Consider the following 13,237-nt stretch of genomic DNA (forward strand, 5'->3'; position numbering starts at 1 on the left):
GCCTCTCCTTTTAATCCAGGCTCGTCGATGCAGCCTCATAAGACAGCATCTGTCTGATTTGATTATGACTATCAAGCACAGCCACCGCCGGTTTGAACTCCCGGGCCGTTTCATTTTCCATCAATGCATAAGCAATAATGATGACCACATCCCCCGGCTGCGCCATTCTCGCGGCTGCACCGTTCAGGCAAATTACCCCGCTGCCCCGGAGGCCTTCAATCACGTACGTTTCCAGACGGGCCCCGTTCGTATTATTGACTACCTGCACTTTCTCGTTTTCCCACAGGTCCACCGCCTCCATCAGATCCCGGTCAATGGTAATGCTTCCTACATAGTTTAAATCTGCTTCTGTAACTACAGCCCGGTGAAGCTTTGATTTCATCATCGTACGGTACATCAGTGTCACCCCCTTTCTTTCTGGTCAGGAGAAAGAATAATATTATCGATGAGTCTCGCTCCCGAAAACTGCACCGCTCCTGCGATAATTATCTGCCCGTTCCATTCCCTTACAGGTTTAAGACCGGGATAAGTTAAAATATCCATATAATCAATCGTTCCGGAAATGTTAGCTTCTACTGTATGTTTTGCTTTCTTCAAAATGTCCCCGGGTCCATAAAACCCCTCTTCCATCCATAACGCTCCCTGCTTTAATCCTTCATACAGCCAGACAGCTTCCCGGCGCTCCCTGCTGGTTAAATTCACATTTCTGGAGCTCAGAGCCAGGCCGTCAGCTTCCCGAACCGTCGGGCCAGTAACAATCTCTGTTGGAAGATTAAAATCACGGGCCATATTCGTCAGTACAGCGGCCTGCTGCGCATCCTTCTGCCCAAAGTAGGCCCGTGCCGGCTGAACAATCTGCAGCAGCTTCAGCACCACGGTCGCCACTCCGTCAAAATGTCCCGGCCGGCTTTTGCCGCAGAGCACATCACTTCCCTCATGCACGCGCACCCCTGTCTGCATCTCTTCGGGATACATCTCTTTCGCTGACGGGGCAAACACTATATCGACGCCCCGGGCTTCGGCTTTTTCAAGATCCGCTTCGAGCGTACGCGGATACGCTTCGTAATCTTCATCCGGACCAAACTGCAGCGGATTGACAAAAATGCTCACCACTACTGCATCGTTTTCTTTCAAAGCCTGCATCATTAATGAAAAATGTCCTTCGTGCAGTGCTCCCATTGTCGGCACAAAACCAATTATTTCTCCCTGCTGTTTTCTCTCATTGATATGTGTGCGAATTTCCTGAATTGAAGTAAATACTTTCATGACGATGCGCCTCTGCTAAGATCTTTCAACACAGAGGCATCCATGGAAAAAGTATGCCTCTCCTCTGGAAATGCTTTCGCTTTTACATCACTTACATAGCTCTCAAGGGCTTCGTCAATTTGTGCCTGCACATTAGTGTACTGCTTAGCAAAGGAAGGGACAAAGCTCTCTCCCCATCCGACAGCGTCGTGAAAAACCAGCACCTGACCGTCAACGCCGGCCCCGGCGCCTATGCCGATAACCGGAATCGAAAGATGCACTGCAATCCGGGTGGCAAGCTCTCCAGGAACACATTCAAGCACCAGCGCAAAAGCTCCCGCCTGTTCGAGTCTCTCTGCTTCTTCCATCAATCGCTGTGCTTCTTCTTTTGTTTTCCCTTGTACTTTGTACCCGCCAAGCACCCCTACGGACTGGGGAGTAAGGCCGAGATGCCCTATGACCGGGACGCCGGCAGCCGTTAAGCGGGCGATAGTCCCTCTGGTAATTTCATCTCCCCCTTCAAGCTTCACTGCCTGGGCACCGCCTTCCTGCATCAGACGTTTCACTGCTGTAAACGTGCTCTCCATAGAGGAATGATAGGTTAAAAAGGGCAGATCCACTACGATAAATGTGCCCGGAGCCCCCCTGCGTACCGCACGTGCATGCATCACCATATCATCAAGCGTTACCGGAATCGTGGAATCGTAGCCGTGCACCACCATCCCTGCCGAATCACCCACAAGTATCATATCCATGCCAGCTTTTTCCGCGGCCTTTCCCGCCGGAGCGTCGTACGCTGTGATCATCGTAATCGGCTCCTGCCGTTCTTTCATCTGTTTAAATACCGCCGTGCTTTTCATCTCTCTCCTCCTGCTTCACTCAAAAGATATAGAATTATCTGATATTTTAGCCGATACATACTGCTTAGACCGACTTGTATTTACACATGTATATTATCTGACGCCCCTGCCATTTATTCAACCGCCGCGACTTCGTTTATCCAAAAAAATTCTTCAATAAAAAAATGCCCCCGTAAGAGGACATCAATAAATATTACTTAAGTCGAGCGAATCCCCAAATGTCTGAATCAGATACCGGCGGATCAAATCACGGCTGAACGGGGTTTCGTCTGCTTCACTGCGGGCTTCATCGTCTTTGGCAATAATGTGATCTATATGGGCTTTATTACCATTCACTTTTTGAATGACAGTGATGCGGTGGGAAGGGATATGCTTCAGCTCAAAAGAAAGCTTTCGCTTATTGATCTTAATATAGCTTTCGTGAAAGCCTGCTTCAATATGAAACTTGCGGTCGTTTATATTTTTAAATTCTTCTTCAAGATCCATAAAATAATACATAATTTCTCTAGCCGTCGAATCGATTAGCTGCTGCTCGGGCAGGGCATCAATATTTAAATATTTGCGTGTTTTAGTAGCGAATGTATTTTCAAAGCTCATTGATTTTCTCCCCTTTCAATTGCGTATCAAGTATTCAGTGCCGGCTCACATTACGGGCCTGAACACCTTCACCCTTGTCTGAACCCTGGTATTAACCGCTGCAGGAAACGCTTCTGCAGCCCTTCGGATGAACCACCCTGCGGACTCCCGGACGTGGTCCGGAGTAATTGTTTTCTTATCGAGCTTTTCGTCCAGCTTTTTTCGGAACTCGGTGACCCCTTCTTTATCTTCGCCAAAATACGCGTGATTGACTTCCGGAACCCGGCGGTCGAACGTATATGGGTTGAACTGCTGGTCTCCTTCATCCGTGCCGACATAGCAGAAAGCCACCTGCGGATTCCCAACTTCGTCAAACTGCATAATCGCAGCAGTCATATTTAAGCCAAGCTCCTTTTTCACGGCCAGACTTTCGTCGTATACCAGCTGCATTTTTTTATCAATTGGCTGTTCCTTATGTGATTCGAGAATCTTTACAAGCTGGGACCGGTGGGCGTCTGTTGCCACACCACTCACAGCCAGCAGCGCATTTCCGGCATCAAATACCTTCTGCGCCTTTTCATCCGCCGGCCCGCCCTCAAGGCTTGCCCCCTTTGAGTCCGTAGCAATCATCACAAAAGGATCCCCTTTGGGAGGTACGGCGCTTAGTAATAGTCCGGCAGTCATACTTTCACCTCTTCCAACATTCCTTGTGTCTATTGGTAATTACCCTCTGAGCGCACGGGCAAACGTCCCCCGGAAGCACTGTTATTTTTCATTTTTATAAGCCAATGTTGTTAAATTTCCGGAAAATCCATTTTAAATTTTTCGTAGCAAACCTTCCAAAATTCTTCAATACTCAGCGTATCGGCGTTAAGTTGAGTACTTCTTTTGCCTGGTGAAGGAAAAATCGAGACGGTTACTATTTTCGGTTCACATTGATACAGGTACGAAATACGGCTCCAGCAGTTACAGGCCTGGCTGAAAACCAGTTCACGCGCAGTATAGCTCATAGAAAACTCCTTCCTGTTTCTTCTGGCTATGCTTTTCTTCTATTTGGGTGTATACCTTTATCTTACCTAATATCGAGAGGAAATGAGTTGTTTTTCCTCATTCTTCCTAAAACAGTACTTCTTTCACATGTTCTTTCGTTAACCTCCGGAAGCCAAACAGAGGAATTCGTGAAAAGCCCGGCAGCTGCCCTGCCGGGACTGAACTTTCCTCTTATAATCTACTAATTGCATTTGTAAACAGTTTCAGGGGAAGGCCTGCAAAAAAAGAACGCCCTGCCTTCGCAGCACGTTCTTTCTATAAAAGCACTTTATGGATCTTTTAACCGGATGCTTCTGCCTTCTGAACGGGGGTCTGCTCAAAATACGCATCCATATGCTTATACCAGAGCCGATAGCCTTCGCTGTTTGGGTGAATGCCGTCACCAATATACTGTTCCATTTGACGGCCGTTTTCTGCATTTTCGTGAAAGGGCACAGAGGCATCTATAAACAAGACTCCCTGATCGCGCTCAAATTCTTCTTTGAGCTGATCCGCAAACTCCTGATAGCCGCTATCCAGCTCCGGAGTCGTGCTTTCATAGGTGATCGCCGGGTTTGGGTTCATCACCAATACTACGGCATCCGGCGCTTTCGTTTTCGCTTCCCGGATCAACTGATGGATATTATCAATACTTTGAGCAGCCCGAATGCCCCGATAGAAATCATTCAGTATACCTGTCTCAATAATCACAAAATCCGCTTCTTCAGAAAGCTCAGCATCGATCATTTCCCGTTCAAGCATATCCTCCGAGGAATAGCCATCAACTCCATGATTGTTCAGCTCTACGTGCTCGCTGTCATCATTAATCTGCTGCAGTCTCTCCTCTAATAGGCCGGCCCACGATTCGCTGTAGCTGTCCGCTCCGGTCCCGGCAGCCACACTTGATCCAAACACTTCTACAGTAGACGTATGATATGTATTTAGGCGGTGCTGCAAAAATGAATAAATATTCATCTCTTCCAGTTCTGAAAGCTCCTCGTCCGGGGTTTTAATTCTCTCACTGTTTTCATTTACAGATTCTCTATTTAAAGAAACGATTATCCAGATACCTCCAGCTGCGGCTGCTGTAAGCAGCAGTATAAATCTTTTTCTCATCTGTCCTAACTCCTTTTGCTATTTTCGATAGAGAATTGATCATAGCATAATATATTTCAGCAGCCTCCTACAAGGTCTAAAGGATCAGTTCTTCTCATTTATCAAATTTTTCTTACAATAGAAGTTATAACCCTCTGACGGACGGGAAAACCGTTATAAAAAGTGAGGTGAATAATTAATGTTAATGGTGAAATGCCCGGAATGTGGACACGAAAACACAGCTTCCATTCAAATGCCGCCCGAAACGTTAAGTACTGATTCCAACGTTTCCGGAAACGAACAGCCGTGTGAAAACTGCCATGCCTCGATTCCATTGTCCAACGAAAACCTCTACTATAAATAGGCCACCACTGTCAGCCTAAACACATACCGCCGAAACAAAAAACGACGCCGGGCCGAGGATAGTCCCTCAAACCGGCGTCGTTGGCGTGGTATGTATCTTGGAATGAATATATAATACCCCAACGCGTTTCAAACAGCAAGTTTTGTAACTAAAAAAAGTACATATACTTTTATAAGCCAATACAAAAACGACACCGGGATGAGAAGAAGCTCTCAAACCGGTGTCGTTGACGTAATATGTATGGTGGAGCCTAGCGGGATCGAACCGCTGACCTCTTGGCTGCCAGCCAAGCGCTCTCCCGGCTGAGCTAAGGCCCCATATTTTTGCTGATAAAATATCAGCCGACAAGAAATATTGTACCTTGTGTGTCTCTGTCTGACAAGTCCTTTTTTCACGTTTTTGTGTAACTTTGCAAAAAAGAGGGCCTGCCTGCGGGCAGGCCCATTTTCTTCTTACTCTTTACTCAGCCTCGTTTCAAGTGCTGTCTGGCGTTCTTCAAATCCCGGTTTGCCGAGAAGGGCAAACATGTTCTTTTTATACGCTTCCACTCCCGGCTGATCAAATGGATTGACACCGAGCATATAGCCACTCACAGCGCACGCTTTTTCGAAGAAATAAACGAGATATCCGAAGTAATACTCATTCCATTCTGGAATATCAATAATAATATTTGGAACGCCGCCGTCAGTGTGGGCAAGAAGCGTTCCTTCGAAGGCTTTCTCGTTGACGAAGCCCATCGTTTCTCCTGATAAATAATTTAAGCCGTCCAGGTCATCATCAGTGTTTTTCAATTCCAGAGCGCTCCCTGCATCCTGAATATGAAGTACTGTTTCGAGCAAATGACGCCGGCCTTCCTGGATGTACTGCCCCATCGAGTGCAAATCTGTTGAGAAATCGACTGCAGCAGGAAATAATCCTTTGCCGTCTTTGCCTTCGCTTTCCCCGTACAGCTGCTTCCACCATTCAGATACAAAGTGCATGTGCGGCTCATAGTTTACCAGCAGTTCAATGGCTTTTCCTTTCTGATACGCAGCGTAGCGGATAGCAGCATAACGGTAGGCCGAGTTTTCTTTTACACTCTGAAGCTTGCCAGCCTCCATGGCTGCAGCCGCTCCGTGCATCATCTTTTCCACGTCCAGGCCTGCTGCCGCGATAGGAAGAAGCCCTACGGCTGTAAGAACGGAATAACGGCCGCCGACGTCATCCGGCACGACGAATGTTTCGTAGCCCTTTTCGTCAGCCAGCGTTTTTAAAGCACCTTTGTTTTTATCTGTCGTAGCGTAAATTCTTGAAGCCGCTTCCTCTGCCCCGTATTTATTCTCGAGCCAGTCCCGGAACACCCGGAATGCAAGAGCCGGTTCTGTTGTAGTGCCGGACTTTGAAATGACGTTCACCGAAACGTCCTTGCCCTCCACCATTTCAAGAAGGTCATGCATGTAGCGCTGACTGATCTGGTGGCCGGCGAAATAAATTTCCGGGCCGTTCCGTTTAGAGCCGTCGAGCTGGTTGCGGAATGAATGACTCAAGCTGTCAATGGCCGCCTTCGCCCCCAGGTAGGAGCCCCCAATACCGATTACAATCAGCACATCTGAATCCTTTTTAATTTTTTCGGCTGCCTGCTGGATGCGGGAGAATTCTTCTTTGTCGTATGTATCCGGAAGATCAACCCATCCGAGATATTCCGAGCCAGCCCCGGTTTTTTCATGAATCATGCGATGGGCCGTTTCCACCATCGGCTGCAACTGCTCAATCTCATGCTCTGATATTTCCTGAGAAATATTTTTGCTGTTTACTTCAATTTGCTTTGCCATGTTATTACTGCCTCCCTTAAATATGTTTTATGTTTTCTCCGCCTCTATAACCCTTCTCCATTATAAAGAAAAACCCGGGCGCCCGCAAAACGTTCTTCAAACACCTGTACCCGTTTCAACCATATAAAAAAACCGCCGCTCGAAAGCGACGGTTCTTAAAGCGGGGATCATTATTTCCGTACCCGCTTATTCAGATCTGCCTGAATTTCATTGGATTGCTTCAGCCAGTCTTTTAATTTATCTTCAAGAGTATTAAATCCCTGAGTGTCGTTATTACTCTGCTGGGCTGGACGGCCGCTGCTTTTGCTTTGACGCGGAGCCTGGCTCTGCGGACGGCTTTCGCTTTTTTCCGGTGCCGGAAGGGTGTCCCGGATGGAAAGAGAAATCTTTCCTGATTCCTGATCGACGGATTTGATTTTCACTTTAACTTCATCGCCTACTGACAGTGCTTCGTTAATATCCTTAACGTAGCCGTGGGCGATTTCAGAAATGTGAACCAATCCTTGTTTATTTCCGTCGAGCGCAACGAACGCGCCGAATGGTTTAATTCCCGTTACTTTCCCCTCGACGATTGCGCCTACTTCATATTGCTGTACTGACATTCAAACAACTCCTATAACTTTTTATTAACTTTCAAATTATAGCATTATTTTCGAAATTCGGCAATCGATAAACTCACGGCCTATTCTTGACAAAAGTCCCACATGTTCGGTACTTTAAAGGAATAAATTAATTTTAAGGAGGAACCTACTATGAGCCAACCACGTGAACAGTGGGGGACGAGGCTTGGGTTCGTATTAGCAGCAGCCGGATCTGCCATTGGTCTGGGCGCTGTCTGGCGTCTGCCGTATGTTGCAGGCACCAGCGGCGGCGGGGCTTTTTTTCTGATTTTTGTTGCTTTTACGCTCATTCTCGGAACCGCTTTATTAATAGCCGAATTTGTGGTCGGGCGCCGCACCCAAAAGCCGCCGGTCCCCGCCTATAAAACTATTGCGCCGAATACCCCCTGGTTTTTTAACGGTATCATGGGCATGATCTGTGCTATTTTAATTTTATCCTTTTATTCCGTTGTCGGCGGATGGATTATTATTTACTTTGTCCGGAGCCTTGGAGGTCTTGCAAGTGGAGGGACAGATTACGAGGCTCTGTTTGGCTCGATTATTTCCAACCCCTGGGAAGTAGGCATTGCGCACCTTGCCTTTATGCTGATTACGATTCTTGTCGTACAGGGCGGCGTGCGTAAAGGTATCGAACGGACGACCAACTGGATGATGCCTGCACTGTTTATTTTATTTATTGTGCTTGTAATCCGCTCGCTCACCCTTGAAGGAGCCGGCGAGGGTATTGCTTTCTTTTTGCAGCCCGACTTCAGTGCAGTCACAGGCACCACAATTCTATTTGCCCTTGGTCAGGCGTTTTTCTCCCTCAGCCTCGGTAACTCTGTGATGGCTACATACAGTTCCTACCTTCCGAAGGAAAAGAGTCTGGTTAACTCAGCGTTTTCTATCGTCGTATTGACGATTGTCATTTCACTGCTTTCCGGGCTTGCGATTTTCCCAGGAGTGTTCGCTTTTGATATACCACCGGATGCCGGGCCGAATTTGATCTTTATTGTACTTCCGGCAGTGTTTGAGCAGCTTGCACTTGGTTCGCTGTTCTTTACGCTGTTTATGCTTCTGCTCATCTTTGCTACGTTAACCTCGGCGTTTTCCCTGCTCGAGATTATTGTCTCTTCAGTGTCTTATAAACGCCCGGACAGCCGCGGACGTACAGCCTGGGTCGTTGGTATTCTGATTTTCGTTCTCGGCATTCCGTCAAACCTGTCATACGGACTGCTATCCGACTGGCTGATTTTCGGCAATACCTTCTTTGATTCCACCGACATTCTGACAAGCAATTTTCTGCTTCCCCTCGGGGCGTTGATTGTTTCTCTGTTTCTCCCATTAAAAATTAAGAAAGCAGACCTTCGTGATGAAGTGATGCGCGGATCTGCGATGGGAAATGGTGTATTTCTCATCTGGTTTACCATCATTCGTTACATCGCCCCTGTGGCGATTATCATCGTATTCATTAACTCACTTATTGGCCTGTTTACAGGAGCCTAAAAAAAGCAGCCCGCGGGCTGCTTTTTTTATTCTTTATACTGACGTTCCGGAATATGTTTTTCCTGAATAACGCCGCGGTCAATGAAATCGCGCACAAAGCTTTGAAAAGATTCCTTGTCCTCCGAGTTCTTTGCAAGAGCTTCAATATTGTTCACAAATTTCAGCTGGTCGTAATCGTATTTAAACTGGCCGGTAAATCCGCGTGCGATTACTTTCCCGTAATGCCAGCAGCAGTTTCTATCTTTCGTATTCAATGCTTTTGATAAAATCACCAGTGCTTCAAGCAGGCTGTTTGTAACAACCGGATCATTCTCAGAATACGAGGCGATGTGACTGAAGGCTGAATATACATAAAACGAGAATTCTTCATCCTGCATAATCAGGCGCAGCGTTTCATCTTCATCTGTTAAATATGGAGTGAATTTAGTCACTTTAGAAATCGAAAACAGCAGGTCCGTCAGCTGGTAAATAGCGTCCTGGGCGGTCATAGGTTCATCGTTTCCAATCGATTTGATCGCAATTTCAGTCAATTTCCGGATGCCGAATTCCAAATCTTGCACTTCCGTTTTGCTGTGTCCCAGGTATAAAAACTGGCGGAATTTCTGTTCATTGATCGCCATATCTGCGCTGCTGTCTGTTTTCCAGTATTTAAATAACGTAATTCCTTCCATGACAAAGTCACCGACGCGACGCTCCATTTGAATAACGATCCCGTCTTTTCTGGCTTCTCGTATCAGCTTGCCGAAATCCACCACCTGCAGAAAGCCGGTCCGTTCACTGGCCACTACATGGGCCCCGCCGTGTGTTTTTTCCCGGAAAACCCGATTTGGATCCTGTGGACGGTAAGGCTCAAGGTCATAGACGAGCGTATTCAAAATACGCAGCTGGGACTCTTCCTTCATGGAGGTGGTAATGCTTGATACCTGCATCCATCTCGTCGCGTGGTTGATAAACAAAATAAAATTAATGACAGAAATAGAGGTCATTACCACGCCGGAGATAGGGAAAATTACGTATTCACTCATGCTTGAATCAAGGAAGAAGAATACAAACAGCAGGAAAAAGAAACATAAATTAAAGATCCCGATCGAGTGCTGGGTTTTTCGGTCGGCAATAAAGTTAAACAGCACCCTTGGGGTAAACTGGCCTGAAAAACTCGTCAGCACGACGAGTATCGAGTTAAAAGTGAAGGCGTTCAAGGTAAGTACGCCGGAGAGCATTGTGCTGTACATCGTCTGCGCCAGGCTGTATTCCGTCGAAAATACCGGCAGCGAATTGAAGGCGGGCTGCAGACCGAATTCCGCCCAGTAGGCCACCACGGAAAGCACGGCTGCGAGCATAATGTAAAGGGCCGGAAGCACCCACAAGCTCGAGCGTATTTCATACCACTGCTGGCGGTAGGACATGCTCATCATCTGCCGTATTTTTTTCGGCAGCATGCGTCGAATAGCATTTTTCAATAAATTCATCCTCTCTATACGAACCGAAAATACGTATGTAAATCCCTGTATCGTTTTCCCTTCTGTTTATGTTTTAAACTGAAGGGAGTATATTCCAACTTTACATGAAAAAACCGGCAGAGAAAACCTGCCGGTCCGTGTTTTTTTTACCCATGTCGGTCCATGAAGCGTTTGAACCGCTCCATGGCCTCTACAAGCGACTCCAGCGAAGTAGCATACGAGCAGCGGACGTGGCCTTCTCCACCTGAACCAAAGACTGTCCCCGGCACCACAGCCACCTGCTCCTCTGTCAGAAACGTCTCGGCAAATGTCTCAGCGTCCATACCGAGCTTCTCAATCGAAGGGAACGCATAGAATGCGCCGAGCGGCGTGTGGCATTCGAGTCCCATCTCCGCAAATGTCTTCACTAAATAATTACGGCGCTGCCGGTAGCTTGCCACCATCTTCTCGACATCTGCGCGTCCGTTTTTCAACGCTTCAAGCGCTCCAAACTGGGCGGAGGTGGACGCACACATCATCGTATACTGATGAATTTTTAGCACTGCAGCCATAATATCTTTCGGGCCGCATACATATCCTACCCTCCAGCCTGTCATCGCAAAGGCTTTTGAAAAGCCGGAGATCAAAATTGTGCGCTCGAGCATGCCCGGAAACGCCGGAAGGCTTGCGTGCTCATAATCGTAGCTGAGCTCGGCGTAAATTTCATCCGATACAGCCAGCAGGTCATAGTCCTTAATGACCTTTACGACCGGCTCGAGCTCTTCTTTTGACATGTGGGCTCCGGTCGGGTTGTTCGGGTATGAAAGAAGCACCGCTTTCGTTTTTGAAGTGATAAGGGCTTCAAGGTCTTCTGCATTGATTTTAAAGTCGTGCTTTTTCGTCGTTTCAAGTGGTACCGGCACTCCCCCGGCCATAGTAATAATCGGCGCATAGGAGACGAAGCATGGCTCAGCGACAATTACTTCATCCCCCGGATTAATAATTGCCCGAAAAGCCGCATCAATGCCTTCACTTGCTCCTACAGTAATCACAATATCCGATTCCGGATGATACGAGACACCAAAAGAGTTCTCGAGATAATATGAAACGGCTCTTCGAAGCTCAATCAATCCGGCATTCGCCGTATAGGAGGTAAAGCCCCTCTCCATCGATACAATGCTCGCTTCCCTTACATTCCACGGGGTGACAAAATCCGGTTCCCCCACCCCGAGGGAAATGACGTTATCCATCGTAGAAGCTAAATCAAAAAACCGGCGTATGCCTGAAGGCTTTAACTGCTGCACGGTTTCTGACAGTCTGTGCTGCTGTGTGGAGGAAGTATTCATGGCGAGACCATCATTCTGTGATCTTCATCGTCGTCGCCGAACACTACTCCGTCGTGTTTGTAGGTTTTCAGGCGGAAATGCGTCGTCGTGGAAATAACCGAATCAAGCGCAGACAGCTTTCCAGAAACAAACGAAGCGATTTCAGACATCGTTTTTCCTTCGATGACCACCTGAAGATCGTACGTACCAGACACCAGATACAGGGCTTTGACCTCCGGGAAACGATGAATCCGTTCTGCTACTTCATCAAACCCGACTCCCCGCTGCGGAGTGACTTTCACATCAATCATTGCCGTCACTCCATCATGGTTATTGACTTTGCTCCAGTCCACGACAGTAGCGTATGTGACGATCACTTTGTTTTCCTCTAATTTTTTCAGCATCATTTCTACTTCTTCTTCTGTTTGATCTATTAGCTTGGCAATGGTTTTAATATCCATTCTGGCGTTCTGCTCTAATAAGTGCAGAATCTCTAACTCTTTTTCGTTCAAGGATGGCAGCCCCTTTCTCTCTCCTCAAAATTACATCTCCTGTGTACTATTGTACACTAAGAGAGGACACCAAACGACATGTCCTTCCTTTTTACAATATTTTTTGGATAGTATATAAAACATTATCAAGCTTTCCGCGAAAATTTTCAAACTGATTCGCCGCTGATTACAAAAAACTCTTTTAAAATTTATTCAAAAAAGGAATCAGTAAAAATGGAGGCGATAAAATGGCATCAGAAAAACCCCATGTAAACCAACAGTCCAGTGTGGCTTTTGTAGTTCTAGATATGATCAACGATTTGGATTTTCCGGACAGCGACGATTTACTTCCTCATGCTCTCGATGCAGCTGAAAATGTTAAAAACCTGAAGAAACAGGCGAAAGAAAAAGATATACCTGTTATTTATGTGAACGATAATTACGGACGCTGGCAGAGTAATTTCCCGGACCTGGTAGAATACTGCAGACGTGACGGAGTACCCGGCAAACCAGTAGTAGAAAAAATTCTACCTGACGACGATGACTATTATATACTCAAACCCCAGTTTTCCGGCTTTTTTGCTACTCCGCTGGAAATCCTGCTTAACTACCTGGGAGTCACGACAATTATATTCGCCGGCGTCGCCGGGAACATGTGCGTACACTTTACAGTAAACGATGCCTACATGCGCGGGTATAAACTAATGGTTCCCCAGGACTGCACCGCATCGAACAGTATGCAGGCCAATGAAGAAGCAATTAATTTAATGAGTAAGGTACTTGGTGCCGATACTAGGGACAGCAATGAATACGATCTGGAAAAAATCATTCAGGAAGCCCAGGAGCTTCCACAGCCGTCTCATTCTTCATAAACACGTAAAAGCTTCCGGGCAGCCC

14 protein-coding genes and 1 tRNA gene are annotated in these 13,237 nt (G+C 46.9%); 3 read left to right on the top strand and 12 right to left on the bottom strand.

Annotated elements, in window-relative coordinates; translation table 11 throughout:
* Positions 1-10: 10 nt before the first annotated feature.
* The 6 genes from panD to ACTRXI_RS15260 form a co-directional block, all read right to left on the bottom strand.
* Positions 11-397, bottom strand: a complete 387-nt coding sequence (gene panD, locus ACTRXI_RS15235) for an aspartate 1-decarboxylase (protein WP_474263918.1) — start codon at positions 395-397, stop codon at positions 11-13.
* Positions 398-402: 5 nt separating this feature from the next.
* The gene (gene panC / locus ACTRXI_RS15240; RefSeq protein ID WP_474263920.1) at positions 403-1,266 is read right to left on the bottom strand and encodes a pantoate--beta-alanine ligase; all 864 of its coding nucleotides are present in this window, start codon (positions 1,264-1,266) and stop codon (positions 403-405) included.
* On the bottom strand, positions 1,263-2,105 hold the full coding sequence (panB, locus tag ACTRXI_RS15245; RefSeq protein WP_474263922.1) for a 3-methyl-2-oxobutanoate hydroxymethyltransferase: 843 nt from the start codon (positions 2,103-2,105) through the stop codon (positions 1,263-1,265). The genes panC and panB overlap by 4 nt, the downstream gene beginning before the upstream one ends.
* A gap of 183 nt (positions 2,106-2,288) precedes the next feature.
* Complete coding sequence (locus ACTRXI_RS15250) at positions 2,289-2,702, bottom strand: DUF3942 family protein (RefSeq protein ID WP_474263924.1); 414 nt, start codon at positions 2,700-2,702, stop codon at positions 2,289-2,291.
* Between the two features lie 45 nt (positions 2,703-2,747).
* A complete protein-coding gene (locus ACTRXI_RS15255; protein WP_474263926.1) occupies positions 2,748-3,365 on the bottom strand; it encodes a hypothetical protein in 618 nt (205 codons plus the stop codon).
* Positions 3,366-4,010: 645 nt separating this feature from the next.
* The gene (locus ACTRXI_RS15260) at positions 4,011-4,826 is read right to left on the bottom strand and encodes an SGNH/GDSL hydrolase family protein (protein WP_474263928.1); all 816 of its coding nucleotides are present in this window, start codon (positions 4,824-4,826) and stop codon (positions 4,011-4,013) included.
* Positions 4,827-5,004: 178 nt separating this feature from the next.
* Here ACTRXI_RS15260 and ACTRXI_RS15265 point away from each other — a divergent pair, with 178 nt between their 5' ends.
* Complete coding sequence (locus tag ACTRXI_RS15265) at positions 5,005-5,169, top strand: hypothetical protein (RefSeq protein WP_474263930.1); 165 nt, start codon at positions 5,005-5,007, stop codon at positions 5,167-5,169.
* A 241-nt stretch (positions 5,170-5,410) separates the two neighbouring features.
* Here ACTRXI_RS15265 and ACTRXI_RS15270 read toward each other — a convergent pair.
* The 3 genes from ACTRXI_RS15270 to yugI form a co-directional block, all read right to left on the bottom strand.
* Positions 5,411-5,486 (bottom strand) — tRNA-Ala (locus ACTRXI_RS15270).
* A 135-nt stretch (positions 5,487-5,621) separates the two neighbouring features.
* Positions 5,622-6,980 (bottom strand): glucose-6-phosphate isomerase, encoded by a 1,359-nt coding sequence (locus ACTRXI_RS15275; protein ID WP_474263933.1) that lies wholly within the window; start codon positions 6,978-6,980, stop codon positions 5,622-5,624.
* Positions 6,981-7,150: 170 nt separating this feature from the next.
* On the bottom strand, positions 7,151-7,582 hold the full coding sequence (gene yugI, locus ACTRXI_RS15280; RefSeq protein ID WP_079475578.1) for a S1 domain-containing post-transcriptional regulator GSP13: 432 nt from the start codon (positions 7,580-7,582) through the stop codon (positions 7,151-7,153).
* A gap of 150 nt (positions 7,583-7,732) precedes the next feature.
* Here yugI and ACTRXI_RS15285 point away from each other — a divergent pair, with 150 nt between their 5' ends.
* Entirely contained in the window at positions 7,733-9,085 is a 1,353-nt protein-coding gene (locus tag ACTRXI_RS15285) for a sodium-dependent transporter (protein WP_474263937.1), read from the top strand.
* A 26-nt stretch (positions 9,086-9,111) separates the two neighbouring features.
* Here ACTRXI_RS15285 and ACTRXI_RS15290 read toward each other — a convergent pair whose 3' ends face one another.
* The 3 genes from ACTRXI_RS15290 to ACTRXI_RS15300 form a co-directional block, all read right to left on the bottom strand.
* Positions 9,112-10,545, bottom strand: coding sequence for a DUF2254 domain-containing protein (locus ACTRXI_RS15290; protein WP_474263939.1), 1,434 nt, complete (start codon positions 10,543-10,545; stop codon positions 9,112-9,114).
* A gap of 146 nt (positions 10,546-10,691) precedes the next feature.
* A complete protein-coding gene (locus ACTRXI_RS15295) occupies positions 10,692-11,870 on the bottom strand; it encodes an aminotransferase (RefSeq protein ID WP_474263941.1) in 1,179 nt (392 codons plus the stop codon).
* On the bottom strand, positions 11,867-12,310 hold the full coding sequence (locus tag ACTRXI_RS15300; protein WP_051143862.1) for an Lrp/AsnC family transcriptional regulator: 444 nt from the start codon (positions 12,308-12,310) through the stop codon (positions 11,867-11,869). The genes ACTRXI_RS15295 and ACTRXI_RS15300 overlap by 4 nt, the downstream gene beginning before the upstream one ends.
* A gap of 278 nt (positions 12,311-12,588) precedes the next feature.
* On the opposite strand from ACTRXI_RS15300, the gene ACTRXI_RS15305 reads away from it, so the two are divergent.
* Positions 12,589-13,212 carry a cysteine hydrolase family protein gene (locus ACTRXI_RS15305; protein ID WP_474263943.1) on the top strand — a complete coding sequence of 208 codons (624 nt, stop codon included), beginning with the start codon at positions 12,589-12,591 and terminating at the stop codon, positions 13,210-13,212.
* Positions 13,213-13,237: the final 25 nt, after the last annotated feature.

The sequence above is a fragment of the Marinococcus sp. LNHM4E3-1 genome (genome assembly GCF_056034405.1).